Annotated in this window: 29 protein-coding genes and 1 tRNA gene; 15 read left to right on the forward strand and 15 right to left on the reverse strand. The window is 67.8% G+C overall.

Translation table 11 applies throughout. The features are described from left to right. Positions 1-7: 7 nt before the first annotated feature. Positions 8-715 carry a phosphate signaling complex protein PhoU gene (phoU, locus tag LQZ87_RS11380; RefSeq protein ID WP_230103587.1) on the forward strand — a complete coding sequence of 236 codons (708 nt, stop codon included), beginning with the start codon at positions 8-10 and terminating at the stop codon, positions 713-715. Between the two features lie 80 nt (positions 716-795). Here the strand turns inward: phoU and LQZ87_RS11385 are convergent, their stop codons facing one another. After that, the gene (locus tag LQZ87_RS11385; protein ID WP_230103588.1) at positions 796-1,539 is read right to left on the reverse strand and encodes a phosphoglyceromutase; all 744 of its coding nucleotides are present in this window, start codon (positions 1,537-1,539) and stop codon (positions 796-798) included. A gap of 51 nt (positions 1,540-1,590) precedes the next feature. Here LQZ87_RS11385 and LQZ87_RS11390 point away from each other — a divergent pair, with 51 nt between their 5' ends. Continuing rightward, positions 1,591-2,421 (forward strand): class I SAM-dependent methyltransferase, encoded by an 831-nt coding sequence (locus LQZ87_RS11390; RefSeq protein WP_230103589.1) that lies wholly within the window; start codon positions 1,591-1,593, stop codon positions 2,419-2,421. On the opposite strand, the gene LQZ87_RS11395 is transcribed toward LQZ87_RS11390, so the two are convergent. The 3 genes from LQZ87_RS11395 to LQZ87_RS11405 all read right to left on the reverse strand — a co-directional run bounded on the left by LQZ87_RS11395 (position 2,418) and on the right by LQZ87_RS11405 (position 4,595). Next, positions 2,418-3,539 (reverse strand): glycine cleavage T C-terminal barrel domain-containing protein, encoded by a 1,122-nt coding sequence (locus LQZ87_RS11395; protein WP_230103590.1) that lies wholly within the window; start codon positions 3,537-3,539, stop codon positions 2,418-2,420. The genes LQZ87_RS11390 and LQZ87_RS11395 overlap by 4 nt on opposite strands. Before the next feature lie 2 nt (positions 3,540-3,541). After that, positions 3,542-4,144 (reverse strand): FABP family protein, encoded by a 603-nt coding sequence (locus LQZ87_RS11400; RefSeq protein ID WP_230103591.1) that lies wholly within the window; start codon positions 4,142-4,144, stop codon positions 3,542-3,544. A gap of 160 nt (positions 4,145-4,304) precedes the next feature. Next, a complete protein-coding gene (locus LQZ87_RS11405) occupies positions 4,305-4,595 on the reverse strand; it encodes a hypothetical protein (protein WP_230103592.1) in 291 nt (96 codons plus the stop codon). A gap of 91 nt (positions 4,596-4,686) precedes the next feature. Here LQZ87_RS11405 and LQZ87_RS11410 point away from each other — a divergent pair, with 91 nt between their 5' ends. From LQZ87_RS11410 to LQZ87_RS11445, 8 genes are all read left to right on the forward strand, one after another. Further along, on the forward strand, positions 4,687-5,370 hold the full coding sequence (locus tag LQZ87_RS11410; protein ID WP_230103593.1) for a response regulator transcription factor: 684 nt from the start codon (positions 4,687-4,689) through the stop codon (positions 5,368-5,370). 55 nt (positions 5,371-5,425) lie between these two features. Then, a complete protein-coding gene (locus LQZ87_RS11415) occupies positions 5,426-7,591 on the forward strand; it encodes an RNA degradosome polyphosphate kinase (protein WP_230103594.1) in 2,166 nt (721 codons plus the stop codon). Further along, positions 7,588-8,550, forward strand: a complete 963-nt coding sequence (locus tag LQZ87_RS11420) for an NUDIX domain-containing protein (RefSeq protein WP_230103595.1) — start codon at positions 7,588-7,590, stop codon at positions 8,548-8,550. Before LQZ87_RS11415 ends, LQZ87_RS11420 begins: the two co-directional genes overlap by 4 nt. Positions 8,551-8,722: 172 nt before the next feature. Next, positions 8,723-9,826: a phosphate ABC transporter substrate-binding protein PstS gene (locus LQZ87_RS11425; protein WP_230103596.1), complete on the forward strand. Its 1,104-nt coding sequence runs from the start codon at positions 8,723-8,725 to the stop codon at positions 9,824-9,826. A 165-nt stretch (positions 9,827-9,991) separates the two neighbouring features. Then, the gene (gene pstC, locus LQZ87_RS11430; protein ID WP_230103597.1) at positions 9,992-10,960 is read left to right on the forward strand and encodes a phosphate ABC transporter permease subunit PstC; all 969 of its coding nucleotides are present in this window, start codon (positions 9,992-9,994) and stop codon (positions 10,958-10,960) included. 1 nt (position 10,961) lies between these two features. Next, positions 10,962-12,044, forward strand: coding sequence for a phosphate ABC transporter permease PstA (pstA, locus tag LQZ87_RS11435; RefSeq protein WP_230103598.1), 1,083 nt, complete (start codon positions 10,962-10,964; stop codon positions 12,042-12,044). A gap of 37 nt (positions 12,045-12,081) precedes the next feature. Next, positions 12,082-12,861 carry a phosphate ABC transporter ATP-binding protein PstB gene (pstB, locus tag LQZ87_RS11440; protein WP_230103599.1) on the forward strand — a complete coding sequence of 260 codons (780 nt, stop codon included), beginning with the start codon at positions 12,082-12,084 and terminating at the stop codon, positions 12,859-12,861. Between the two features lie 222 nt (positions 12,862-13,083). Beyond that, a complete protein-coding gene (locus tag LQZ87_RS11445) occupies positions 13,084-13,914 on the forward strand; it encodes a DUF559 domain-containing protein (RefSeq protein ID WP_230103600.1) in 831 nt (276 codons plus the stop codon). Positions 13,915-14,057: 143 nt separating this feature from the next. On the opposite strand, the gene LQZ87_RS11450 is transcribed toward LQZ87_RS11445, so the two are convergent. The 5 genes from LQZ87_RS11450 to LQZ87_RS11470 all read right to left on the reverse strand — a co-directional run bounded on the left by LQZ87_RS11450 (position 14,058) and on the right by LQZ87_RS11470 (position 19,010). Continuing rightward, positions 14,058-14,942 carry an aminodeoxychorismate lyase gene (locus LQZ87_RS11450; RefSeq protein WP_230103601.1) on the reverse strand — a complete coding sequence of 295 codons (885 nt, stop codon included), beginning with the start codon at positions 14,940-14,942 and terminating at the stop codon, positions 14,058-14,060. A gap of 303 nt (positions 14,943-15,245) precedes the next feature. Next, the gene (locus LQZ87_RS11455) at positions 15,246-15,872 is read right to left on the reverse strand and encodes a DNA-directed RNA polymerase subunit beta (RefSeq protein ID WP_230103602.1); all 627 of its coding nucleotides are present in this window, start codon (positions 15,870-15,872) and stop codon (positions 15,246-15,248) included. 20 nt (positions 15,873-15,892) lie between these two features. Continuing rightward, positions 15,893-16,657, reverse strand: a complete 765-nt coding sequence (locus tag LQZ87_RS11460; protein ID WP_230103603.1) for an anti-sigma factor — start codon at positions 16,655-16,657, stop codon at positions 15,893-15,895. After that, positions 16,654-17,253, reverse strand: a complete 600-nt coding sequence (sigK, locus tag LQZ87_RS11465; RefSeq protein ID WP_230103604.1) for an ECF RNA polymerase sigma factor SigK — start codon at positions 17,251-17,253, stop codon at positions 16,654-16,656. The genes LQZ87_RS11460 and sigK overlap by 4 nt, the downstream gene beginning before the upstream one ends. A gap of 44 nt (positions 17,254-17,297) precedes the next feature. Then, a complete protein-coding gene (locus LQZ87_RS11470; RefSeq protein ID WP_230103605.1) occupies positions 17,298-19,010 on the reverse strand; it encodes a cytochrome c biogenesis protein DipZ in 1,713 nt (570 codons plus the stop codon). A 152-nt stretch (positions 19,011-19,162) separates the two neighbouring features. Here LQZ87_RS11470 and LQZ87_RS11475 point away from each other — a divergent pair, with 152 nt between their 5' ends. The 3 genes from LQZ87_RS11475 (at position 19,163) to LQZ87_RS11485 (ending at position 21,784) form a co-directional block, all read left to right on the forward strand. Then, positions 19,163-19,822, forward strand: a complete 660-nt coding sequence (locus LQZ87_RS11475) for a fasciclin domain-containing protein (protein WP_230103606.1) — start codon at positions 19,163-19,165, stop codon at positions 19,820-19,822. Positions 19,823-19,916: 94 nt separating this feature from the next. Further along, positions 19,917-20,549, forward strand: a complete 633-nt coding sequence (locus tag LQZ87_RS11480; RefSeq protein ID WP_230103607.1) for a TRIC cation channel family protein — start codon at positions 19,917-19,919, stop codon at positions 20,547-20,549. Next, positions 20,546-21,784 (forward strand): amidohydrolase, encoded by a 1,239-nt coding sequence (locus LQZ87_RS11485; RefSeq protein ID WP_230103608.1) that lies wholly within the window; start codon positions 20,546-20,548, stop codon positions 21,782-21,784. Before LQZ87_RS11480 ends, LQZ87_RS11485 begins: the two co-directional genes overlap by 4 nt. Before the next feature lie 329 nt (positions 21,785-22,113). On the opposite strand, the gene LQZ87_RS11490 is transcribed toward LQZ87_RS11485, so the two are convergent. Together LQZ87_RS11490 and LQZ87_RS11495 are read right to left on the reverse strand one after the other, a co-directional pair. After that, positions 22,114-22,362: a hypothetical protein gene (locus LQZ87_RS11490; protein WP_230103609.1), complete on the reverse strand. Its 249-nt coding sequence runs from the start codon at positions 22,360-22,362 to the stop codon at positions 22,114-22,116. A gap of 75 nt (positions 22,363-22,437) precedes the next feature. Beyond that, complete coding sequence (locus tag LQZ87_RS11495) at positions 22,438-22,953, reverse strand: CGNR zinc finger domain-containing protein (protein ID WP_230103610.1); 516 nt, start codon at positions 22,951-22,953, stop codon at positions 22,438-22,440. 25 nt (positions 22,954-22,978) lie between these two features. Between LQZ87_RS11495 and LQZ87_RS11500 the strand changes: the two genes are divergently transcribed. Continuing rightward, the gene (locus LQZ87_RS11500; protein ID WP_230103611.1) at positions 22,979-23,188 is read left to right on the forward strand and encodes a hypothetical protein; all 210 of its coding nucleotides are present in this window, start codon (positions 22,979-22,981) and stop codon (positions 23,186-23,188) included. Here the strand turns inward: LQZ87_RS11500 and LQZ87_RS11505 are convergent. From LQZ87_RS11505 to LQZ87_RS11515, 3 genes are read right to left on the reverse strand one after another with little or no spacing between them, the layout of a single operon-like run. Then, positions 23,183-23,833, reverse strand: a complete 651-nt coding sequence (locus LQZ87_RS11505) for a YigZ family protein (protein ID WP_230103612.1) — start codon at positions 23,831-23,833, stop codon at positions 23,183-23,185. The two genes, LQZ87_RS11500 and LQZ87_RS11505, sit on opposite strands and share 6 nt — an antisense overlap. After that, positions 23,830-24,363 carry a DUF1697 domain-containing protein gene (locus tag LQZ87_RS11510; protein ID WP_230103613.1) on the reverse strand — a complete coding sequence of 178 codons (534 nt, stop codon included), beginning with the start codon at positions 24,361-24,363 and terminating at the stop codon, positions 23,830-23,832. The genes LQZ87_RS11505 and LQZ87_RS11510 overlap by 4 nt, the downstream gene beginning before the upstream one ends. After that, positions 24,360-24,959: an isochorismatase family protein gene (locus LQZ87_RS11515; RefSeq protein WP_230103614.1), complete on the reverse strand. Its 600-nt coding sequence runs from the start codon at positions 24,957-24,959 to the stop codon at positions 24,360-24,362. Before LQZ87_RS11515 ends, LQZ87_RS11510 begins: the two co-directional genes overlap by 4 nt. Positions 24,960-25,024: 65 nt before the next feature. Here LQZ87_RS11515 and LQZ87_RS11520 point away from each other — a divergent pair, with 65 nt between their 5' ends. Next, on the forward strand, positions 25,025-25,468 hold the full coding sequence (locus LQZ87_RS11520) for a VOC family protein (RefSeq protein ID WP_230103615.1): 444 nt from the start codon (positions 25,025-25,027) through the stop codon (positions 25,466-25,468). 60 nt (positions 25,469-25,528) lie between these two features. On the opposite strand, the gene LQZ87_RS11525 is transcribed toward LQZ87_RS11520, so the two are convergent. Beyond that, a tRNA-Thr gene (locus LQZ87_RS11525) sits at positions 25,529-25,604 on the reverse strand. Positions 25,605-25,639: the final 35 nt, after the last annotated feature.

Genomic DNA, 25,639 nt, shown 5'->3' on the forward strand with positions numbered 1-25,639 from the left:
CGCCGTCATGCGCGAAGTCTTCCATCAGTCACTCGAGGAGATTCAGTCCCGCCTCGTGGAGATCACCGACCTCGTCACCGTCGCCATCGACAAGGCCACCCGCGCCTTCGCGAACAGCGACGTGGCGATGGCCGAAGAGGTCATCGCCAACGACGTGCAGATCGACGAACTGGCCGTCAGCCTGGACGAGCTGGCCATCGAGGTCCTCGCCCGTCAGCAGCCGGTGGCCCGAGACCTGCGCATCGTCGTCTTCGCCCTCCGCGTGAGCGCCTCGCTCGAGCGCATGGGCGACATGGCGGAGCACATCGCTCAGCTCGCGCGTCTGCGCTTCCCCGAGCGCGCCATCCCGAAGGGCCTGAAGGGCACCTTCACGAAGATGGGCGAGCGTGACGTGGAGATCTCGCGCACGCTCTCCGAACTGCTCCGCACACAGGACCTCCGCCTGGCCGACGTCATCCGCAACGCCGACGACGAGGTCGACGAGCTCCACGCGCGCGTGTTCGAGAAGGTCCTCAGCGACAATTGGAAGGGCGAGCCGACGGCGACAGTCGACGCGACCCTGGCCAGCCGCTACCACGAGCGCTTCGCCGACCATGCTGTGGCCGTCGCCAAGAAGGTCGTGTACCTGGCCACCGGCGACTGGGCAGTCGGCGACGACGACATCGCCGCTGCCGCCGAGGCGCACGGAGAGATCCGCAAGACCGAAGAGGTCTGAACCCGCTGTTACCGCCGAGACCCCTGGCTGCTGACGTCAGCAGCCAGGGGTCTCGGCGTGAAAGCGGGGTCTCGGCGAGGTTACTTCTTGCCCTGCGCGGCGACCGCTGCCGCTCCTGCGGCGGCGGCCTCGGGGTCGAGGTAGCGGCCGGGGCCGGTGGGGACGTTGTCGTCGTCGAGCTCGTACACCAGCGGGATGCCGGTGGGGATGTTCAGCTCGGCGATGTCGTCGTCGCTGATCCCGTCGAGATGCTTGACGAGGCCGCGCAGCGAGTTGCCGTGGGCTGCGACCAGCACGGTCTTGCCCGCCTCGAGGTCGGGGACGATCTCGTTCTCCCAGTAGGGCAGCATCCGGTCGATGACGATCTTCAGCGACTCGGTGCGGGGCACCTCGCCGTCGATCCCGACGTAGCGCGGGTCGTTCACCTGGCTGAACTCGCTGTCGTCATCGAGCAGGGGCGGCGGCACGTCGAACGAGCGACGCCACAGCTGGAACTGCTCGGGGCCGAACTCCTCGAGCGTCTGCGCCTTGTCCTTGCCCTGCAGCGCGCCGTAGTGGCGCTCGTTGAGACGCCAGGTGCGCTTCACGGGGATCCACAGGCGATCGGCCGAATCCAGAGCGATGTTCGCGGTCTGGATCGCGCGGCTGAGCACCGAGGTGTGCAGCACGTCGGGCAGCAGGCCGGACTCGGCGAGCAGCTCGCCACCGCGGCGCGCTTCTTCCTTGCCCTTCTCGGTGAGACGGACGTCCACCCAACCGGTGAACAGATTCAATTCGTTCCACTCGCTCTGGCCGTGGCGGAGCAGGATGAGAGTGCGGGTCATGGCCCCAGTCTATGGCTCTCGCCGCCAGCCGCCCGATGGAAGAATGGGCCCATGCCCCCTTCGCCGATCGGTCGCCCCACCCGGGGCACGACGGGGACGAACCGGCTGCGGCGCAACGACCGCTGGATCGCGTCGAGCGCTGCCTTCCGCACAGCATCCGACCCGCTCGTGGTCGACCTCGGATACGGCGCCAGCGGTGTCACGGCCTTCGAACTCGCCACCCGGCTGACGAAGGTGCGCCCTGACGCCGAGGTGATCGGCTTCGAGCTCGACCCCGAGCGCGTCGCGACAGCCCGCGGCCAGCTCGACGAGGTCCGGCTCGGACGGACCTCGTTCTCGCCCGCTCTGCCCGTCGCGTTCGCCCGTGGCGGCTTCGAGGTCCCGATCGCCGGCGGACGCCGTCCTGCCGTGATCCGCGCCATGAACGTGCTCCGCCAGTACGACGAGGAGGACGTGCGGGACGCGTGGCGCACGATGAGCGCACGACTCTCCCCCGGTGGGATGCTGTGCGAGGGCACCTGTGACGAGATCGGTCGTATCGCCAGCTGGGTCGACGTCATGCCGGACGGCGACCCGGTCCGCCTCACCGTCTCCCTGCGCCTGGCCGGGCTGGAGCATCCCGGAATCGTCGCAGAGCGACTGCCCAAGGCGCTGATCCATCGCAACGTCCCCGGCGAGCGCATCCACGATCTGCTCGTCACGCTCGACCGCGAGTGGGACAGGGCAGCGCCTCTGTCGACGTTCGGTGCGACGCAGCGGTTCCTCGCCGCGGTGAAGGCGCTGAAGGAACAGGGCTGGCCCGTGCTCGGAGATCGCAGCCGGTGGCGGCTCGGCGAGCTCACCGTCCCCTGGGACGCCGTGGCGCCCGCCCAGGTGCTTTAGACCCTGCGCGGATCCTGGCCGGCCGGTCGTCGGGAGAGGCGCGTCAGGCGCGGCACGTCGGCGGTGGCACCGGCATCCGCCGGAACGATCACCTGCTGAGCCGCCGCGATGTCGGTGCCGTCGGTGCGCACGACGAGATCTCCGGCTGGCGCTCGGCGCGACAGCATCGCCAATGCGATCGGCCCGTCTTCGTAGTGGCGGGCGACCGAGGTGATCTGCCCGACTTCGTTCTCGCCTGCGAACACGGTGTCTCCCGTCGAGGGGAGCACATCGTCGCTGCCGTCCAGGTGGAGCGCGGCGAGCCGGCGCGGCGGGTGCCCGAGGTTGTGCACCTTGGCGACGGTCTCCTGGCCCCGGTAGCAGCCCTTGTTCAGGTGCACGGCGCTGCGGATCCAGTCGGCCTCATGTGGGAGCAGTCGCTCATCCACCTCGCCGGACCAGCGGGGGCGCCAGGCCGCGATGCGGAGCGCTTCGGTCGCGAGAAGGCCGGCCGCGTCGATCTCCGACAGAGCGGATGCCACGGCATCCTCCTCGACGATCGCCACTCGCCAGCGGTACTCGGCGCCCGGGTGCTGCTCCACGGCCGAGTACTGATATCCGCCGGCCTGCACGGAATGCCACGGGTCGGACCACACCAGCGTCGCGTCATGCGGAGCCGAGGCCGCGGCGCTGACGGCGGCCTCGGCGTCGCCGCCTGCGAAGAAGCCCAGCAGCGCGAGTTCGGGACGCAGCGTCACCGCGGCCCGCGACCGGAACACCATGCGCTGCAACCAGGTGGCCAGACCTTCAGCATCGGCGGCGTCCGCGATGAGCCACGTCGACGCGCCGTCCTCGAGAACCGCAGCGGCGTGTTCGACCCGCCCTTGCGGGTCGAGGATGAGCAACTCGGTGCTGTCGCCCGGCGCCAGCCGGGTCAATGCCTGCGAGGTGATCGAGTCGAGCCAGGTCAGTCGGTCTTCGCCGGCCACTTCGATGACCGTCCGGTCACCGAGCAGGGCGATCGCCGACCCGTCGGCGAGGCGGCGCTGCTCGCGCATCGGGTCGCCGTAGTGCGCGATGAGTCCGTCGTCGACGACCGCGCCCTGCCGCGCGGCCAGCGCGTCGTGGAGAGCGGACACGATCAGACCCGAGCCAGTCGCGCCGAGGCGTGCGATGCCATCCCCGAGCCGAGCGCGGCGATGTCCCACGCCCAGAGCAGATGGCCATCGACCAGTCCGTACATCCGGCTGGCCGCGCCGTACTCCTTGCCGCCTGCCGGCCGGACGATGGCGTCTGTCGCGATGTCGATGCGCGGCCCGTTGATCTCGCCCAGGTACAGCTCGAGGACGCCGTCCGAGTGCGTCAGCGACACCTCGATCGGGAACCCGCCGGATGGCGCACGCAGCAACTCGACGTCGTCGACGGTGCGGACGGGCGGCTCTTCGATCGGCGGCAGCAGAGCAGGGCCGGCATCCGCCGGCGTCGCCGGTCGCGAGAGACGCCAGAAGCCGGTCTCGGCGACCAGGGGGATCCGCGTCTCGCCGTCAGCGGGATCCATCCAGCCGGCAGCCGAATAGTTCAGGTGGCCGGTGCCGTCGTGGCTGAAGCTCACGCGATGCGTGAACTCGCCTTGGAAGCGGCGGTCGCCGGCCGTGTACTCGATGACGCCGGTGCCCTCCCACACGCCGATGAGCCAGCTCAGCGGGGCGAGGTCGGCAGGGAGATCCGTGGGCAGCTCGAGCATGACGGCTCGGTTCGACCAGGGGTCAGCGCTGGCCGCGGAACAGGTTCCGCAGCACGACGCCTGCGACGAAGACGATCGCGAGGCTTGCGAGACCGAGCAGGCCGATGAAGAAGAATTCGAGGGCGACGAGATCCATGGGCCCCACTCTACCGTGCGGCCGTCACGCGGGGATCAGCGCGGCGAGCCCGAATCCGGCCGATACGACGCCCAGCAGGACGAGAGCACCGATCGTGCTGGCTGCGACTCGGAAGATGAAGCCCGTCGTCTGCCCGTACCAGAGCTGCATGGCGAACGAGAGGAGGATGGAGCCCCCGAAGCCGATGAGCAACCATGTCACGCGCCACTCCTCCGGCACGGCGAGGCCGATCACGACCGCCGCGACGAGTGCGACGGCCCACACGATCATCACGCCACCGAGGGCGTTGCGCGGTGCGAGAGCGGGTTCCGACATGCCTCCATTCTCACCCATCGGTATCATTGGCGCACGGCGCCGTGCTGGCAGCCGACCTGGGCGGCCGCCTCGCCGCTCGAAAGGAATGCGCGTGGCTTCGATCCTGATTCTGTCTTCGGTCCCCTCCGAGCAGGTGCTGCCCGCGCTGGATCTGCTCAGCCACCACGTCCGCCGCATCCCTGCTGAACCAGCCCAGCTCGTCGACGCGCCGGAGAGCGACGTCGTGATCGTCGACGCACGAACCGACCTCGCCGGGGCGAAGTCCCTGTGCCGTCTGCTGCGGGCCACCGGCCAGGACTCCCCGCTGCTGCTCGTGGTCACCGAGGGCGGCATGACGGCCGTGTCCGGCGAGTGGGGCATCGACGACGTGCTGCTCGCGGATGCGGGCCCGGCCGAGACCGATGCCCGCATCCGGCTCGCGATCGCCAGGGCGGAATCGACCGCCGCGCCGACGAGGGTGCAGGCATCCGGAGTCACGATCGACGAGCAGTCCTACTCGGCGAAGCTGCACGGACGCCCGCTGGACCTGACGTACAAGGAGTTCCAGCTCCTGCACTTCCTCGCCACCCACCCTGCCCGAGTGTTCACCCGCGAGCAGCTGCTGAGCGAGGTGTGGGGGTACGACTACTTCGGCGGCACCCGCACCGTCGACGTGCACGTGCGGCGACTGCGCGCCAAACTCGGCGACCAGGAGCAGATCATCGGGACGGTCCGCAACGTCGGCTACCGCTTCAACGTGCACGACGACGAGCAGGTCAGCGCTCCGGCCTCCTGACCGCGGTTCGGGTCCGTTCACACGCCCGTCACTTCGCGGTGCAAAGATGTAACCCATGATCGATGCCGCAATCACCGATGCCGGGCTCGGAGACTCCGAGGACGACGACTTCGACGCCATCGAGGCCCCGGACTCCCTGCTGCCCGACCATCGGTATCACGACCGCGAGATCAGCTGGCTGGCGTTCAATCAGCGCGTTCTCGAACTCGCCGAGGACCCGAGCCTGCCGGAGCTCGAGCGCTCCAACTTCCTGGCCATCTTCGCCAGCAACCTCGACGAGTTCTTCATGGTCCGCGTCGCCGGACTCAAGCGCCGCATCGTGACCGGCCTCGCGATCCCCACGAACGTGGGCCGATCACCGGCGGACGTCCTCGCCGACATCTCTCAAGAGGCGCACGCGCTGCAGCTCCGCCATGCGCGGGCGTGGACCGAACTGGTACGGCCCGCACTCGCAGATGCCGGCATCGAGATCACCGAATGGGATCAGCTCACCGAGTCGGAGCAGTCGGGTCTGACCGAGTACTTCCAGCTGCACGTGTTCCCTGTGCTCATGCCACTCGCCGTGGACCCGGCGCATCCGTTCCCGTACATCTCGGGGCTCTCGCTGAACCTCGCCATCCGCATCCGCAACGCGCGCACCGGGCGGCAGGAGTTCGCCCGCCTCAAGGTGCCGCCGATGCTCCCCCGCCTCGTCGAGGTGCCAGGCACGAGCGAGATCGCCCGCTACCTCCCCCTCGAAGACCTGATCTCGAACCACCTCGGCGACCTGTTCCCGGGCATGGAGGTCCTCGACCACCATGCGTTCCGGCTCACTCGCAACGAGGACGTGGTGATCGAAGAGGACGAGAGCGAGAACCTGATCCAGGCGCTCGAGGCCGAGCTGCTGCGGCGCCGGTTCGGTCCGCCGATCCGGCTCGAGATCGCCGACGACATGGACGACCTCACCCTCGATCTTCTGATCAAGGAGCTCGACATCACCGATCAGGAGGTCTACCGCCTCCCGAGCCCTCTCGACCTGCGCGGACTCTTCTCGCTCTCGCGCGTGAATCGTCCCGATCTGCGCTACCCCCCGCATCTGCCGACGACTCCTGTCGCGTTCCAGCCGACGGGTTCCAACAGCCGCGCCGACATCTTCGCCGCGATCCGCAAGAGCGACGTGCTCGTGCACCACCCGTACGAGTCGTTCGCGACGAGTGTGCAGGCCTTCCTCGAGCAGGCGGCCAGAGACCCGCACGTGCTCGCCATCAAGCAGACGCTGTACCGCACGTCGGGCGACAGCCCCGTGGTGCAGGCGCTGATCGACGCGGCGGAGGCGGGTAAGCAGGTTCTCGCCCTGGTCGAGGTGAAGGCCCGATTCGACGAGGCGAACAACATCGTCTGGGCCCGCAAGCTCGAGAAGGCGGGCGTGCACGTCGTCTACGGTCTCGTGGGCCTGAAGACCCACTGCAAGCTCGCCCTGGTGATCCGCGAGGAGGAAGGGCAGCTGCGCCACTACTCCCACGTCGGCACGGGAAACTACAACCCGAAGACCAGCCGGATCTACGAGGACTTCGGACTGTTCACCGCCGACGCTCAGGTCGGCAAGGACCTGACCCGGCTGTTCAACGAACTGTCCGGGTACGCGATCGAGAAGAAGTTCAAGCGGCTGCTGGTCGCGCCCCTCCACCTGCGCAAGGGCCTGCTCCGCCTGATCGACGGCGAGCGCAAGAACGTCGTGGACGGCAAGCCGGCGCACATCCGCATCAAGGTGAACTCGATGGTGGACGAGGAGATCATCGACGCGCTCTACCGCGCGAGCCAGGCCGGCGTGAAGGTCGACATCTGGGTGCGCGGCATCTGCAGCATCCGCACCGATCTGCCGGGCATCAGCGACAACATCACCGTCCGCAGCATCCTGGGCCGCTACCTCGAGCACTCCCGGATCTTCGCTTTCGAGAACGACGGCGATCCGCAGGTGTACATCGGCAGCGCCGACATGATGCACCGCAACCTCGACCGCCGCGTCGAGGCCCTGGTGCGGGTGAACGATCCGGCGCACGTGACAGAGCTGCTCGCGTTCTTCGACCGGTCCCAGGACGACGGCACGAGCTCCTGGCATCTCGGGGCGGAGGGCATCTGGGAGCGACACTCCGAGGATGCCGACGGCACGCCGCTGGTCGATCTGCAGGATAAGACCATGAACCAGATCCGTCGCCGCCGCCGTTCCCGCTCGGTGCGATGACTCAGGAGGTCCAGGTCGTCCGCGACGACAAGGCTGTGTACGCCGCCGGCGCGGTGGTGTGGCGGCTCACGGAGGACAAGCTCCGCATCCTGCTCATCCACCGCACGAAGTACCAGGACGTCACGCTGCCCAAGGGCAAGGTCGACCCCGGCGAGATGCTCGCCGAGACGGCTGTGCGCGAGGTGTTCGAAGAGACCGGGATCCGGGTGCATCTCGGCGTTCCGGTCGGCGTCAGCCGCTACTTCATGCGACCCAAACGCCAGAAGGTCGTGCACTACTGGGCGGCCGAGGCCACCGACGATGCGATCCGCCGGTCGACGTTCGTGCCGAACAGCGAAGTCGCGGCGCTCGAGTGGGTGAGCCTGAAGAAAGCCCGCAAGCATCTCAGCTATCCCGTCGATCTCGAGATCCTCGACGAGTTCGAGCGTCTCGTCTCGGACGGCGTGCTGCGCACGTTCCCCATCGTGGCCCTCCGGCACGCGAAAGCCGTCTCGCGTTCGGAGTGGGACAGGTCGGATGCCGCAAGACCGCTCACCGAGCGAGGGCTCCGTCAGGCCCAGGCGATCGTCGCGCCGCTGCGCGCCTTCGGCATCCGCAAGATCGTCACCAGCGACGCGGTCCGCTGCGTGCAGACGGTCGCCCCGCTCGCATTAGCACTCGGACGAACCCCGACGGGGACGGCGCGGATCAGTCAGGATGCGTGGGAGGAGGGCGTCTCCGACGTCCGCAGCGTCGTCGGCAAGCGAGTGCGCTCGGGGAAGCCCGCGGTCATCTGCAGCCATGGCCCCGTTCTCCCCGGCATCCTCTCCGAACTCGCTCTGGCGACCGGCACCATGCACGGGTCCTATCTCGGCAGCGCATCGGCGCTCGAGGTCGGCGCATTCTCCGTCGCGCATCTGTCGGCGACCAATCCCGGCTCCGGAATCATCTCGATCGAGACGCACGTTCCGAAGGTCTGACGCTTCGACGGACCCCGCAGCGAACGAGTCGGCGTCGGGCGGCTCCCCCAAGGGGACGGCTCCCGTTCACCTCCCGTTTACCCGTGCGCGCGAATCTCGTTAACCGCCGCACTTAGCGTCACTGTGTGCCCTGCACCGGGCCTCAACCATCCACGATCGAACGGATCCCACAGTGAAGATCTCCCGAATCGCTCGCATCGGCGCCATCGGCGCCGTCGCCGCTCTTGCCCTCGCCGGCTGTGCTGCGAACGAAGCCGCTCCTCAGGACAACGCCTCCGACGCTCCCGAGTCGACCGTCTCCGGCACGATCGAGGCCACCGGCGCCTCGTCGCAGGAGGCCGCTCAGCAGGCCTGGGTCGCCGCCTTCCAGACCGCCAACCCCGACGCCACGGTGAACTACACCTCCACCGGCTCGGGCACCGGCCGCGAGAACTTCATCGCCGGTTCTTCCAACTTCATCGGCTCGGACCGCGCCTACAACGCTGACGAGATCGCAGCCGGCGGCTTCGGCGCCTGCACCGACGACGAGATCGTCGAGGTCCCCGTCTACATCTCGCCCGTCGCCGTCGCCTTCAACCTCGACGGAATCGACACGCTGAACCTCGACGGCGCAACCATCGCGGGCATCTTCGCCGGCGACATCACCAACTGGAACGACGAGGCCATCGCGTCGCAGAACGAGGGCGTCGAACTCCCCGACCAGGCGATCGTCCCCGTTCACCGCGCCGACGCCTCCGGCACGCAGGAGACCTTCACCTCCTACCTCGAGGCCGTCGCGCCCGATGTGTGGACGAACGAGGCCAGCGACGAGTGGCCGCTCTCGACCGGTGAGGCAGCCGATGGCACCTCCGGTGTCGTGAACGCCATCACCAACGGCGTGGGCTACATCGGCTTCGCCGACGCTTCGCAGGCTTCCGGCCTCGGCCAGGTCGCCATCGAGGTCGAGGGCGAGTACGTCGCATACTCCGCCGAGGCCGCTTCGGCTCTCGTCGCCGCGTCGCCGCTCGAGGAGGGCCGTTCGGACCACGACCTCGCGTTCGCCGTCGACCCGGCCGCCGCACCCGCCGGCTCCTACCCGATCGCCCTGGTCTCGTACCTGATCGGCTGCGTCAACTACGAGGACGCTGAGGTCGCCTCGCTCGTCAAGGCGTACTTCCAGTACGTCGCATCGGCAGAGGGCCAGGACGTTTCGGCCGAGGCTGCCGGCAGCGCCCCGATCTCGGACGACCTCCGCGAGAAGGTCAACGCCGCGATCGACGCCATCGTCACCGAGTAATCTGACCCTCAGCCGAGGCTGAGAAAGTCACACGCCCCCGTGGCGCTGATCGACTGGATCGACAAGCGCCACGGGGGCACCCGCATGAATGACCCGAACACCCTCCGAGCCCAGGCATTTCTCTGAACCCGAGATCTTCCCTCTGAACACCGTGGAGCCGCTCAGATGACAACCACCACGACGGGACCCGAAACCACCCGCCCGTCTGCGGAGCCCAGAGCCGTGAGACGAGTGGGAGACCGCGTCTTCTCCGGCACGGCACTCGCTGCCGGCATCATCATCCTCGTGACGCTGGCGGCGGTGGCGGTCTTCCTGATCGTCCAGTCGATCCCCGCGTTCAAGGCCGACACGAGCAACAACCACATCCTCGAGGGCCAGTCCTTCATCTCCTGGGTTTGGCCGTTCGTCTTCGGCACGCTGTACGCGAGCGCGATCGCCCTCATCGTGGCAGCGCCCCTCGCGATCGGCATCGCGCTGTTCATCTCGCACTACGCCCCGCGCAAGATCGCCGGTGTGCTCGGTTACATCATCGACCTGCTGGCTGCTGTCCCCTCCGTGGTCTTCGGCCTCTGGGGGGCGCTCACGTTCGCGCCCATGCTCGTGCCGTTCTACAAGTGGCTGAACACGAACCTCGGCTGGATCCCTATCTTCGGCGGCACGCCCTCCGGCACGGGCAAGACGATCCTCACGGCATCCCTCGTTCTCGCGGTGATGATCCTCCCGATCATGACCGCCATCTGCCGCGAGGTCTTCCTCCAGACCCCGAAGCTCCACGAAGAGGCGGCTCTCGCGCTCGGCGCGACGCGCTGGGAGATGATCCGCATGGCGGTTCTCCCCTTCGCCCGCAGCGGCATGGTCTCGGGTGCGATGCTCGGCCTCGGCCGCGCGCTCGGCGAGACGATGGCCGTCACCCTGGTGCTCTCGCCGCTCGGCATCGTCACCTTCAACCTGCTGAACCCGGAGAACCCGACGACGATCCCCGCGATCATCGCCCTGCGATTCCCCGAGGCTCACGATGAGGGCGTCAACACCCTGATCGCCGCCGGTCTCATCCTGTTCATCGTGACCTTCGCGGTCAACTTCGTCGCACGCTGGATCGTCTCGCGACGCGCCGAGTTCTCGGGAGCCAACTGACATGACCGCCACCGCTGTCGCTCCGTCCACTCGCACGTACACCGCCGGCCACCTGCCCAAGTGGGCGCCGTGGATGCTCCTGCTGGTCTGCTTCGCCATCGGCGCCGTGATCTTCGCGTTCGCCAACACCGGCGGCGACCCTGCAGACTTCAACATCGCCATGGCCCTCGTCGTGGGAATGATCCTCTACATGGCGCTGATCTTCATCGTCTCGACGGTCGCCGAGAGCCGCCGTCACGCGATGGACCGGCTCATGACCGCCCTGGTGTCGACGGCGTTCGTGATCGCACTGCTGCCGCTGGTCTCGCTGCTCTACACCGTCGTCCTCAACGGACTGGTGCGCTTCGACGCCGAGTTCTTCAGCTCATCGATGCGCAACGTGGTCGGCGAGGGCGGCGGCGCTGTCCACGCGCTCTGGGGCACGCTGCTCATCACGCTCGCAGCCACGATCATCTCGGTGCCGATCGGCCTGATGACCTCGATCTACCTGGTCGAGTACGGCGAGGGCAAGAAGCTCGCCCGCGGGATCACCTTCCTCGTCGACGTCATGACCGGCATCCCGTCGATCGTCGCGGGTCTGTTCATCTACTCGGTGTTCGCGCTGCTCATCGGGCCGGGGACGCGTATGGGCATCATGGGCTCGCTCGCGCTGTCGGTGCTGATGATCCCCGTCGTCGTGCGCGGCTCGGAGGAGCTGCTGCGCATCGTGCCCAACGAGCTCCGCGAGGCGGCGTACGCACTCGGTGTGCCGAAGTGGCTGACGATCCTCAAGGTGGTGCTGCCCACCGCCATCGCCGGCATCACCACGAGCATCATGCTCGCGATCGCCCGCGTCATCGGAGAGACCGCCCCGCTGCTGCTCACCGTCGGCATGGTGCAGAGCCTGAACGTGAACCTGTTCAGCGGACAGATGGCGACACTGCCGGTGTTCACCTACATGCAGGCCAAGTACCCGGGCATCCCCGCCGAGGCGTTCATCGATCGCGCATGGGCGTCCGCACTCGCGCTCATCCTCGTCGTCATGGTCCTCAACCTCGTCGCCCGCCTCATCGCGAAGGTGTTCGCCCCCAAGACCGGCCGCTGAGCGGCCCAACCGACCCGACTGAACAAGAAGGATTCCAGTGTCAAAGAGCATTGAAGTCAACGACCTCAACGTCTACTACGGCGACTTCCTCGCCGTCGAGGGCGTCAGCATCGACATCAAGCCGAACACGGTGACGGCGTTCATCGGCCCGTCCGGCTGCGGCAAGTCGACGTTCCTGCGCACCCTCAACCGCATGCACGAGGTCATTCCGCGTGCCCGTGTCGAGGGCGAGGTGCTCATCGACGGCAAGAACCTCTACGGGCCGGGTGTCGACCCCGTGCTCGTGCGCCGCCAGGTCGGCATGGTGTTCCAGCGCCCCAACCCGTTCCCGACGATGTCGATCAAGGAGAACGTGCTCGCCGGGGTCAAGCTGAACAACTCGCGCATGGCGAAGTCCGACCAGGACGCCCTCGTGGAGAAGTCGCTGCGCGGCGCGAACCTGTGGAACGAGGTCAAGGACCGTCTCGACAAGCCGGGTTCCGGCCTCTCGGGTGGTCAGCAGCAGCGTCTGTGCATCGCTCGCGCGATCGCCGTCTCCCCCGACGTCATCCTCATGGACGAGCCGTGCTCGGCCCTGGACCCGATCTCGACCTTCGCGATCGAGGAGCTCATCGCCGAGATCAAGAGCCAGTACACGGTCGTCATCGTGACGCACAACATGCAGCAGGCCTCGCGGGTGTCGGACCGCACGGCGTTCTTCAACATCGCCGGCACCGGCAAGCCCGGCAAGCTCATCGAGTACGACGACACCGCCACGATCTTCACGACTCCGTCAGTGCAGGCCACAGAGGACTACGTCTCCGGCCGCTTCGGGTAGGCCCGGCCCCGCCGCCGGGCCGCCATCCGCGCTCCCGGGCACAACTTCGGATGCCGCACACGACACGCCGCACGATCGCTCTGATCGGCGGCGTGTCGCCGTTTGGATCCGAAGTCGTGCTCGGGGCGAGTTGCTCTGCACAATGAGGCGAATGAGCCGATGCTCCACGGAATGTGCGAAGCAGACCGCAGAGAGACTGACGGATGCTGCAGGCTCAGCGGCATGTGCGAGACCTGGGCCCCGGCGATCTGGACCTATGCCGAGCTGCGCGGTGACCTCAGCCGACGCGAGATCGAGTCGCAGCACTCCGTCGGACTCCTCCGCCGGGTGCGCCGAGGCGTCTATGCCGGCGTCGACGCGTGCACGGATGCTGTGGATGCCGCTGCGCACGGCGGTTCGCTCGCGTGCGAGAGCGCGGCCCGTCATCTCGGCCTCTGGGTGCTCGACGACGTCGACGGCGTGCACGTGTGGATGCGCGGGGACCGCCATCAGTACGAGCACGGCGAGAAGGCCGAGTGCGACTGCACACCGCACTGGGATCACGCCGACGCCCCATCCGCCTTCGGCTTGCCCGCAGTCGAACGCGTGCTCCTCCAGGTCTACGGATGCCGCGGCGGAGAGGGCTTCTTCGTCGCGCTGGAGTCCGCCCGCAGGAAAGGCCTCATCTCCGCGCCGGCTCTGCGGCGGTTGCACCGCCTGATCGATCGTCGCGGCCAGGATCTGATCGAGTTCTCCCGCGACGACGCGGACAGCGGTCTGGAGTCGCTCATCCGGTTGCGAACGAGGCATCACGGCTGGGATCTGCAGTGCCAGGTATGGATCTTCGGCACCGGCAAGGTCGACTTCCTCATCGACGGATGGCTGATCGTCGAGGCCGACGGCAAGGAGAACCACGACGGCGAGAGCCATCGGCACAAGGATCTCGTCAGAGACGCGAACTCCGCTGCGTGGGGCTACGTGACGCTGCGCTTCGACTACGCCATGATCGTCCACGACTGGGATGCCGTCGAACGCGCGATCCTCGCTGCCATGGCCGCTCACCCCACCACCTGACCCCACACCTCCCCGTGCACAACTTCGGGCCGGGTCGTTCGACACGCCGCGGCTGCAGCCCGAGTCGCGGCGTGTCGTCCCCGGCATCCGAAGTTATGCACGCCAGGGGCCAGGGCCGGGGCGGGGGGACGCCGACCGCCGGGTCAGTCGCGGGGAGAGAGGAGGTACTGGTTCAGGGACTCGGTCAGCGCATGGTCGACGGGCAGCGGGCGATCGTCGACGGCCGTGATGGGCGCGGCCAGGCGGACGCTCGAGACGAGCCATGCGGCATCCGCCTCGGCGATCCGCGACGCAGGCACCTGCTCGTAGCCCGCCTCGAACCCGCGCCCCTCCAGGTACTCGTAAACGCTGAGCTGCGTCGTGCCCTGCAGGATGCCGCCGCTCGGCACCGGTGTGACGAATCGGTCGCCGAAGCGCAGAATGAGGGATGCCGTCGGCGCCTCGAGCACGAAGCCGTCGCTGGAGAGGAACACGGCGTCATCGGCGCCCCGGCGGTGCGCCTCGCGGAGCGCCGCCATGTTCACGGCGTACGACAGTGTCTTGGCTCCGAGGAGCAGCCACGGCGCGCGCTCTGCAACGTCGAGCGGGTAGCCGCGGTCCAGCGTTACGACGGAGACTCCCGATGTTCGCACCGCGGTGAAGACCGCCGCTGGGGCGGCCGTCACCCAGGCGGTCGGCGTCGGGCCGTGCTCCACTCCCCTGCTGAGGATCAGTTTGATGACCCACTCGCCGGCAGGGCATTCCGCAGCGGCCACGGCGACCGCCTGACGCCACTGCTCCAGGTTCGGCGCCGGCAGATCGCAGATCCGGGCGGAATTCGCCAAGCGCTCCAGGTGCGGCACGACCTCCTGCGCGTGCGCATCGATCACGCCGATCGACTCGAAGACGCCGTCGCCGCGCTGGGTGCTCAGTTCGCTCACGCTGAGCGCCGGCGCCCCGGCATCCACCACCGTGAAGGTGTCGGAGAAGTCGGCGCGCTCCTCAGCGGCATCGGCTGGGTCGAGAATCAGAGCGAAGCGCTGGGCCATGAGAAGACTCTACGGCCACTCAGGAATACCCAGGGCGCGGGGACGTTACACTGAAGTGGCCGGGCCGCATAACCCCGGGCTCCAACTTCTGCCGCTTAGAGCGGCCTTCCGCCGAGAGGCGTTCTTGCGGCCCGGTCTTCCTTTTTCGGGGCGAGAGCCGATCCCGCGAACGGGCCGGAGCCGGGCACAACTTCGGACGTGGACGACGACACGCCGCCGACCTGAGCGATCGCACGGCGTGTCACCTCCGGCATCCGAAGCTGTGCACGCACGGGCCCGGGTGCGACAGGTCGGGCCGTCCGTTCAGGCGAGCGCGTCGGCCCGCCACAGCATCGCCGCCGCGGTCAGGTCGTTCGCGTACAGGTGCAGCCTGCGCGCCCTGGCGGTCAGCTCTGTCGCCCGGTCAGGCTCCGTGGCGTCGTAGTCGTCGGCAAGATACGTCGCGCCCGACACCTGCACCCGGCAGAACGCGGCCGCCCGCTCGAGCGCGACGGAGAAGTCCCCGCGGAACGCGCCGCGCAGAATCGTGTCGATCAGCGCGACGATCTCTTCCGGGCTCGCCGGCACCGGCGCCCCTGCGACGACGGCATCCGCCGACGCCAGCTCGACACGCCCTCGCTCGTACAGCAGCGCAGAGGTCTGCGGATCCGTGTGTATCGCCAGTTGCAGCAGGTACAACCGCCACAACGCGCCCGGCAGCGACACAGCAGGTGCCTGCGCCCACAGCTCGGCGATGTCGTCGATGCCGTGCTCCGCGGTGAAGGCGATCAGGCGCTCAGTGCTCTCGCCGCTCTCATCCTCGCGCGCGCGCATGAGCAGCGCGGACGCCGTGGCGTGCGCGACCCTCATGGCCTCAGCCGAATCGGTTGAGCCGACGAGGTTGTCGAACGCCGCAGTGGGTCGACGAATGGGCCGGTGATGCTCAGGCATCCGTCCAGGCTACTCGCGCTTCAGGCGGTGGGGATCGCGATGATCGGATCCGTGGTGGGGAGCCCGGTCGGGGATCCGCCGGCCTGCTCCACGGTGACGGCGATCACGTCGCCCTCGTGCATGGCGCCGTCCAGCAGCGCGGTGGCCGCGCCCGCCTCCGTCTCGAAGAGCCCTGCGGGGAGCGCTTCTTCACCGCGGACGAACCAGAGCTGGTAGGTCTGGTCTTCGTCCAGAGCATCCAGCCCAGCGGTGACGAGGACCGCACTGCCGACGGATGCGGACCAGTGGGCCGTCGCCTCAGCACCCGACTCGAGTTCGACGGTGGCCTGCTGCGCGTCGGACGCCGCTTCGATCTTCTCGAGTGCCACCACGGATGCCGGCTGCACGAGCTGCGGGATGAGAACAGCGGCGCCGATGCCGAGTCCCAGGACCAGGACGACGGATGCGGCGAGCGTGAACAGTCGGCGGCTCCAGCGCCGCGGACGCTCCGCGGAATCGGGCGCAGAAGCGGGTCCGGGCGCAGACGTGCGCGCGGGCGCGGGTTCAGCGGCATCCGTCTGAGGAGTCACGGCGATCTTCGCGAGCAGGGCGTCTCTGATGCCGGCGGGCGGCACGGACGCCTGCGCGGCATCAGCCAGGAGCGCAGCCGTCTCGGCGTCGTGTTCGGCGATGGCCGCCCATTCGGGATGCGCGGCGAGGGCGTCCGCATAGCGGCGCTCGTCAGCATCCGACAGCGCGTGCAGGGCGCGACCTGCCGCGAGCTCAGCGAACTCGTTCTCGTTCATGCGTTCACCCCCATCTCGTTCCTCAGTCGTGAGAGTCCGTCTCTCATCCTCGTCTTGACCGTTCCCAGCGGAGCACCGATGAGCACGGAGATCTCGCTCTGACTGTAACCGCCGTAGTACGACAGCACGATCGCCTCACGCTGCGGCTCGGGCAGCGTTCTCAGGGCTGTCACGACCCGCTCGCCCTCGATGCTCAGCTCCACTTGCTCGGCGACGCTGTCGTGGGAAACCGCGACGTCTCGGATCCCGGCCCGGACGTCCCGATCCGTGCTGGACTGCGACGCCCTCACACGATCGACCGCGCGGCGGTGGGCCATCGTGAGAACCCAGGTGCGTCCTTGCCCCTTGTTCGGAGCGAACCGGCCAGCGGATTGCCAGATCTCCAGGAACACTTCCTGGAGCACCTCTTCGCTCTGCGCGCGGTTGACGAGCACGCGGAGGATGAGTCCGAACACGCGCGAGGAGAGCAGATCGTAGAGTTCGGCGAACGCCCGCTGGTCTCCGCGCGCGACGCTGACCAGGAGATCGGCGACGGGATCCCCCGCCGAACCGTCCTCCGGCACGTCCACACCGTCGATCACCATCTCCACAAGCATGCCGTATCAATCCCCTTCGCCCTGACCACTCACCGATCATCAGCTCATCCGAAGGTGAACGAGTAGGCCTGGATGCCCTCGGGGATCTGCACCGTCAGCTCCCCCGAACCCGGCTCCCCCTGGAGCAGGCGATACGATCGCGGGGTTCCCGAGACGTCGATCGTGCGGCTGTCGCCGTCAGCGGTCACAGTGACCTCGCCCTCGCCGGCCAGCACCATCCGCACCTCGGACGCCCGATACCTGAGACGCACTTCGGCGCCGGATTCTGCCGGTGTGGCGTACTGCGACGCGATCTCCCACGTGCCGTCGAGCGCGAACGTGTCCTCGTCCTGGTCCGCGGGGAAGGAGAACTCCGACGTCCCCGCGCCGTACTCGTCCCCGCCGCCGTAGTTGACGTCCTTGGACGACCCGAGGAATGTCTCAGGCGTCGTCGAGCCGAGCTCCGGCGTCTCGTCCTCCACGCCGGATTCGGCGGGAAGCCGGACGTCGGGATCGGCGTCGACGAGAAGCTCGCGGATCATCTTCTCAGTGGCCTCGTAGTTGCCCTCGCCGAACGAGATGTGCCGCACGGTGCCCTCGGCGTCGATCAGGTAGTGCGCCGGCCAGTAGCGGTTGCGGTAGTTGGTCCAGGTCGAGAGGGTGTTGTCGAGTGCGACGGGATACTCGATCCCGAAATCGCGGATGCCGGCCGCGACGTTTCCGGCGTCCTTCTCGAACGCGTACTCCGGCGAATGGATGCCGATGACCTGCAGGCCGGCGTCGCGATAGGTCTCGTCCCAGCCGACCACATGCGGGATGGACCGCTGGCAGTTGATGCACGAGTACGCCCAGAAGTCGATGAGCACGACCTGGCCGCGCAGGTCGTCGAGTTCGATCGCCTCACCGTCAGGAGTGTTGAGCCATTGCTCGATCCCGCGGATCGACGGCGCGGTGCCGCAGGACTCGAGCTCTTCCGCACCGCTCGTGCACTTGTCGAGGTCCCGGTTCTCGTCGTTGACGAGGCCGCCGAGGCCGAGCGCCTCTTCTGCGGCGTCGTTCTCGGTGAGCTCCTGCTGCAGCGGAGCGGTGTAGTCAGGCAGCAGCCGCTGCAGCATCTGCGGCACATTGAACACGAGGCCGACGGCGAGCGCGATCATCGCGATGCCGGCGGCGATCCGCAGGCCGCGCTCGCGGGTGCGGAAGGCACGGATGCGGTTCACGACGCTGCGGCCGGCCAGTGCGAAGATCAGCAGCGGAACTGCGACGCCGATCGAGAACGACACCGTGAGCAGAACTGTTCCAGGGCCGATCTGCCCGGTGGACCCGGCCACGATGATCGCGGCGAGCACGGGCCCGGCACACGGCACGAACACCGCTCCGAGCGCGAGCCCGACGCCGAAACCGCTCCCCTGGTTCTTGACCTCTTTGCGCGGCAGCCACTGGAAGGGCTTCTCGAGCAGCTGCTCGAACCGCGGGATGAGCAGGCCGACGCCGATGATGATCAGCACGATGATGCCCGCCCAGCGCAGCACGTCCTGCGGGAGTCCCAGCAATCCGAGGATCAGCGAGCCGACGAGCGTGACGAGGGTGAAGCTGAGGACGAGCCCGGCGATCACTAGATACGGGCGGCTTCGGCGCGCAGGGATCACCTCGCCGGCACCTTCGAAGCTCGCGGACTGCGCGCCTCCGGTCAGGAAGATGACGGGCAGGACGGGCAGGATGCACGGCGAGATGCCGGTGATGAGCCCTCCGAGCAGGCCGATGAGTACCAGGTCCATGAGCTCCTCGCTTCTGTTGCGAGTTCTTCGGCGTCGAGGGTCATTCGGATTGACCGAAACGAATCTGAGATTCTTCCCATCCGAACCGCCGGGGGTTCCGAACAGCAATCAACGCCGCGGAGATGTCGCGGCTCCGAACCCCGGAGGTAGAGATGTTCAGCACCAAGAAGAAGATGACCGCAGCACTGTCGCTCGGATTCGCCAGCGTGCTCTTGCTGGCCGGATGTTCGATGGGCGGCGGCAGCACGGCCGAGGAGTCCACCGAGCCGTCCGCACCGGAGACGTCTGAGGCCGCACCCGACACGATGGACCCGGCCGCCAACCTCGTCGGCCCCGGCTGCGAGGCCTACGCTGAGGCCGTGCCGGATGGCGCAGGTTCCATCCAGGGCATGTCGCAGGATCCCGTCGCGGTCGCAGCATCCAACAACCCGATGCTGACCACGCTCGTCTCGGCAGTGAGCGGAGAGCTCAACCCCGACGTGAACCTCGTCGATACGCTCAACGGCGACGAGTTCACGGTGTTCGCGCCGGTCGACGACGCCTTCGCGAAGATCGACCCCGCCACGATCGAGACGCTGAAGACCGACTCGGACATGCTCTCGTCGATCCTGACGTACCACGTCGTCCCCGGTCAGATCGAGCCCGCCGACATCGCCGGCATGCACAAGACCGTGCAGGGCGCCGACCTCGAGGTCACGGGTGAGGGAGACATGTGGATGGTGAACGACGCCAACATCGTCTGCGGTGGTGTGCAGACCGCGAACGCCACCGTGTACCTGATCGACTCGGTCCTCATGCCGCCGGCTGAGTGACCCACCCATGCGGCGCGCCCTTCGTTCTCGCGACGGGGCGCGCCGCATATCCTTGCCTCATGCGGTTCTCAGCGGATGACGGCGGCACACGCGCATGAACTGGGCGTTGACGGCCGATCTGCTGGGAACCTTCTTCTTCGCGATCTCCGGGTCGCTTCTGGCCGCGCAGCGCGGCTACGACATCGTCGGCTCGCTGCTGCTGGGAAGCCTGACCGGGCTCGGCGGCGGCGTGATCCGCGACCTGATCATCGGCGTCCCCCCGACCGCGTTCGCCGAACCGGTCCATCTCGCCGCTCCTGTCGCGGCCGCCGTGCTGGTGTTCTTCCTCGCAGGCGGCATCGAACGCTACTCGCGCCCGCTGCTGATCTTCGACGCGGCGGGCCTCGCGCTGTTCTGCACGACCGGGACGGTCAAGGCGCTCGAAGCAGGGATGAACCCGGTCGCCGGGATGCTGCTCGGCGTCACCACAGGCGTCGGCGGAGGGCTGCTGCGCGACGTCGTCGCCAACCGCGATCCGCAGCTGTTCAACTCCTCCGATCTGTACGCCGTGCCGGCGTTCCTGGGGGCCGCGATCGTCGCTGTCCTCTGGTTCACCGTGCTCCCGAACATCGCGACGGTGCTGGCTGCGGCGATCGTCGTCTTCGTGTTCCGCGTGCTGTCGCTGCGATTCCGCTGGCGCATCCCGCACGCGCAGGGACAGCCGAGAAGAGGAAGGGCATCCGAATGAGCATCGCCGTCGGCATCCTGAACGACTACGACTCCATCCGAGAGGATCAGGAGGCGCTGTACCGCGACCTGCACGCGCATCCCGAGCTTTCGCACCACGAGATGCGGACCGCGGGCGAGGTCGCCCAGCGGCTGACCGAGTGGGGTTTCGAGGTGCACACCGGCATCGGCGGAACGGGAGTCGTCGGCATCCTGCGCAACGGGGATGGTGCGACCGTGCTGATGCGCGCCGACATGGACGCTCTGCCGATCACGGAGGCGACCGGCGTCGAGTACGCGAGCACGGTGGATGCCGTGATGCACGCGTGCGGGCATGACGTGCACGTCGCCTGCCTTCTGGGCGCCGCGCGGCTGCTCGCCGCGCATCAGGACTCGTGGCAGGGGACGCTGGTGGCGCTGTTCCAGCCGGCGGAGGAGACGGGCGACGGGGCGAGGGGGATGCTGGATGACGGGCTGGCCGGCATCATCCCGAAACCCGACGTCGCGCTCGGGCAGCATGTGCTCCCCGGCCCCGCAGGCACAGTCCTGACCCGGCCGGGCCCGGTGCTCTCCAGCGCCGACAGCGTGCGGATCACCGTGTTCGGGAGGGGCGGACACGGGTCGATGCCTCAGAAGACGGTCGACCCGGTGGTGCTGGCCGCCCTCATCGTGGTGCGGCTGCAGACGGTCGTCTCGCGCGAGATCGCGCCGACCGAGCCGGCGGTGCTGACGGTAGGCAGCATCAGGGCGGGGTCGAAGAGCAACATCATCCCGGATGACGCCGTGCTCGAGTTGAACCTCCGCACCTACACCGATGCGACCCGCGCCCACATGCTCGAGGCGATCGAGCGGATCGCCCGTGGAGAGAGCCAGGCGAGCGGCTCGCCGAAGGAGCCCACCATCGAGGTGCACGATAGCTTCCCGCTCACCGAGAACGATCATGCTGCGACGACGCGCGTGGCTCTCGCGTTCACCGAGCACTTCGGCGATCGCGCGCTGCCCATGGAGCTGCAGACCGCCAGCGAGGACTTCAGCGACGTGCCACGCGCCCTCGGCGCTCCTTACACGTACTGGTCGATCGGCGGCACGGATCCGGATGCCTGGGCCGAGGCCGAGCGCAGAGGCACGGTGTTCTCCGACATCCCGGCCAACCATTCGCCGTTGTTCCTGCCGGTGATGCAGCCGACGCTCGCGACGGGGACGGCCGCACTGGTCGTCGCCGCCGGCGCGTGGCTGGGCCTCGAGAAGAACCGATAGACTCGCATACGCGGGCCTCTAGCTCAGTTGGCAGAGCATCGGACTTCAACAAAAAATAGGAGCGCCTCGGGGGAAACTCCGGGGATGACACCACTCAAAGTCGGGGAACCCTTCCTGGGAGACCAGTTGGCAATCCCGAGCCAAGCCGGATGAAAGTCCGGAAGGTGTAGAGACTGGACGGGTGGCACCTACAGCGCAAGCCAGGGTGAAGGGACAGTCCAGACCACGAACGTCCATTGGACGGCGGCGAAAGCCGAAGTGGCATGTTAATCCGCGGGTCATGGGTTCGAGCCCCATGGGGCCCACCGCAATTACGTCTGACCCCGGCGTTAGTGTGACGCCATGAAGAAATGCGGCACCTGCCGGAGGGTCAGACCGTTGACCGACTTCAATCCGAGTTCCTCCTGGCCCATCCCTGCATAGACTGCGGCAACGCCGACCTCCGAGTTCTCGACTTCGACCATCGTCCAGGAACATCGAAACGTGACGCCGTGATGAAACTCGTGCGCGATGGATTCAGCACTCGAACAGTCGTCGAGGAGATTGGCAAGTGCGACGTTCGCTGCCGCAATTGCCATGCGATCGTCACGTACCAGCGCATGGGGCGCAACTGGCGGTCCGCCGCGATGCACGGACGAGGCCTGTGACTGTGCTCACTGGCGCGCCCGGTGCCGGCGCACTGCGGCGCGGTTCGCGCATCGCACGGAGCAGAATCTCTGCCGGCCGTTGCGCGTGACGTCGACCACGACGTTCGTGCAGGGCGCTGCAGCGCATCGTCCGAGCCGGTCCATGCCACGTGTGACCAGGTGCAGTGAGGTGCCGACGCTGATGATCGCGCGCAGCACGTACGGCAGTGATTGCACGTCGTCGCGATAGTGCAGATGCCAGCCCTCACCGTCGTGATCGGTGAGCCGCGGGTAGGCAGCCGCCTGAGCGAGCTGCACGTTCAGCAGCTCGGCGCGAGCAGTGTGATCCGGCTCGTCGACGATTCGGAGCCAGTCGTCGATCACGTCGCGCACACGGGCGTGGTCGTCCTGCGCCGGCGGGAACGTCATGGTCATGCCGAGATCCAGAGTGCGATCCTCGATACCCTGCCGGTCGTCCGGCCACTCGTTCGCGAGAGACGCTGCCAGCAGCACCGCGTACTCACCGTAAGGGTTGAGATGCATAAGACCATTACATCACGCTGGTCTCATGACCACACTGCACACTCGGCCGATCCCCCAGCAGACGACCCTCACGATGCACGAGCACGCCTGGCTCACCGAGTCGAGGCATCGCACCAGCGAAGGCATCGTGACCTACGTGCGCTGCGCAGCATGCAGCGCGAGGCGCGTCGACCTGCAGTCGAGGCCGCAGCTGCCACCCGTCGCCCTCAGCCGCAGCGTCGACACTGCATCATGACCGCGGCACGTCGATGAGGCGCTCCACGCCGGTCGGATGCACCGGCACAGCGCCGGCGGATGCCGCGGCCACCTCTGCACGGAGCGCATCGAGTTCGTCCGGCGCGACCCAGAGCGTGAAGGTCGCACGACTGGCGTAGACGGGGTCGTCGAGCACGGCATCCCGGCCCTGCATCCACTCCCGAAGCAGGTTCTCGAAGCGTCCGGCATCCGCGTGCATCACCGCCACTTCGACCCCGGTGAGCATTCGCCGGTCGACGAGCACCGCGAGATCGAGCGCCTCCGACACAGCCGATGAGTACGCCCTGACGAGTCCGCCGGCACCGAGCTTGACCCCGCCGAAGTAGCGCGTCACCACGGCGACGAGGTCGGTGAGCTCGCGTCGTCGAAGCACCTCGAGCATCGGAACGCCAGCGGTCCCCGATGGCTCACCGTCATCCGACGAGCGCGCCCGCTCCCCCAGGGAACCGGTCACGTGCGCCGAGCAGTTGTGCCTGGCATCCCACGTACGCTTCTTGACGGCGGCGATCACCGCATCCGCTTCCTCCGGCGATGCGACGGGGGCGACGAACGCGATGAACCGGGACTTCTTGATCACCGTCTCGTGTTCGACCGCGTGAGCGATCGTCGCGGGGTACCGGGTCACGCTGTGAGTTCGGCGAGCTTGCGCGTCGTACGGAGGTTCCTGGCCGTACCGGCGACGCCGAGCGCGCGGTCGAGCACCGCCTTGGTGAGCTTCGTCGCGTGGACGCCGTTCTCGCTGTAACTGATCCAGAGGTCGCGTCCGACGAGTTCGACCTCCTCCCCCGGAACTGCGCGTCCCCGCAGCGCCTCAACGGCCCCGTCTGACGGCTCCGCTTCGAGGAACATCGCGTGCACGAGCTTCTCAGCCCCGTCTGCGAACGGATGCGATTCCAGCGCCGCCACGAGCTCGTCGTGCGTGCGCGGGATGACGGGGGTGTCGACGCCGAAATCGGCGGCGATGACCTTCCGCACGCCTGCACACGCCGCGGCCGGGTCGGCAGGAGTGTCGCAGATGATGTTGCCGCTCGCGATGTACGTCGAAACGTTCTGCAGGTCGGTCTCGGATGCCAGCACCTCGCGGAGCCGCGCCATCGGGACGCTGTTACGGCCCGAGACGTTCACGGCGCGCAGCAGCAGAACGCTGCGGCTCACGAGGCCGGGCTCTCGAACGCCTCGTCGCTGCGGACGAGCTCCGCCCCAGCGTGGGCGAGCTCGGCGAGTGCCGCATCGCTGGACGCCTGATCCACCCCGGCGACCAGGTCTGTCAGCACCCGCACGTGCACGCCGTGGGCGATGGCGTCGAGCGCCGATGCCCGGACGCAGTGGTCGGTCGCGATCCCGACGACGTCGGCAGCGAGCACCCCGTGCTCCCCCAGCACAGCCGCAGCGGTCGCGCCGTCCTCGGTCCCGCCTTCGAACATCGAGTACGCCGGCACGCCCTGGCCCTTGCGGACGTGATGCGTGACGGCATCCGTCGCCAGCAGCGGGTCGTACTCGGCGCCGGCGGTGTCTGCCACGCAGTGCACCGGCCAGGTGCCGATGAAGTCGGGCGCCTCGGCGAAGTGTCCTCCGTTGTCGCTGTCCGCTTCATGCCAGTCGCGGGAAGCCATGATCACGTCATACTCGGGCGCGTGGGCCGACAGGAACTCCGAGACGGCGGAGGCCACGGCATCCCCTCCGGCGACCGCAAGCGCGCCGCCTTCGGTGAAATCGTTCTGCACGTCGACGATGAGGAGTGCTCGGCTCATGATTCGAGCGTACGCTCCCGTCGAGACCCGTGGATATCTGCTGTCCGGTGGAGAAGAATCGCCGCATGTCTGCCATCAAGCGATTCGACCATGTCGGTATCACCGTCTCCGATCTGGATGCCGCCACGAAGTTCTTCCTCGATCTCGGACTGGAGATCGAGGGCGGACCGATGCCCATGGAAGGAGAGTTCCTCGACACCGTGTGCGGCATCCCCGACGCGAAGACGACGATCGTGATGCTGCACGCACCCGGAGGCGGTACAGGGATCGAGTTGTCGACGTTCGAGCGCCCAGCCCCGGGCGCAGGACAACCGGAGGCGATGGCGAACGAGATCGGCATCCGCAGTGTCGCGTTCGAGGTCACAGGGCTGCGCGAGATGGTCGAGCGACTCACAGCAGCCGGCTACCACCTGGACGGCGGCATCGGCGAATACGAGAACTACTGGCTGATGACGTACGTGCGCGGGCCGGAGGGCATCATCGTGGCGCTCGCTGAGCGGCTCGGCTGACCTCTTCGGCTCCGCGGGAGACGAAGAAGCCCCGTGATGCTCTTCGCATCACGGGGCTTGTGGAGCCGCTTGTCAGAATCGAACTGACGACCTTTTCATTACGAGTGAAATGCTCTGCCGACTGAGCTAAAGCGGCGTGCGTCGCAGAAGCGGCGCGATCAACGATATTAC

It is taken from the genome of Microbacterium sp. Bi121, assembly GCF_918698005.1.
GTDB lineage: Bacteria > Actinomycetota > Actinomycetes > Actinomycetales > Microbacteriaceae > Microbacterium.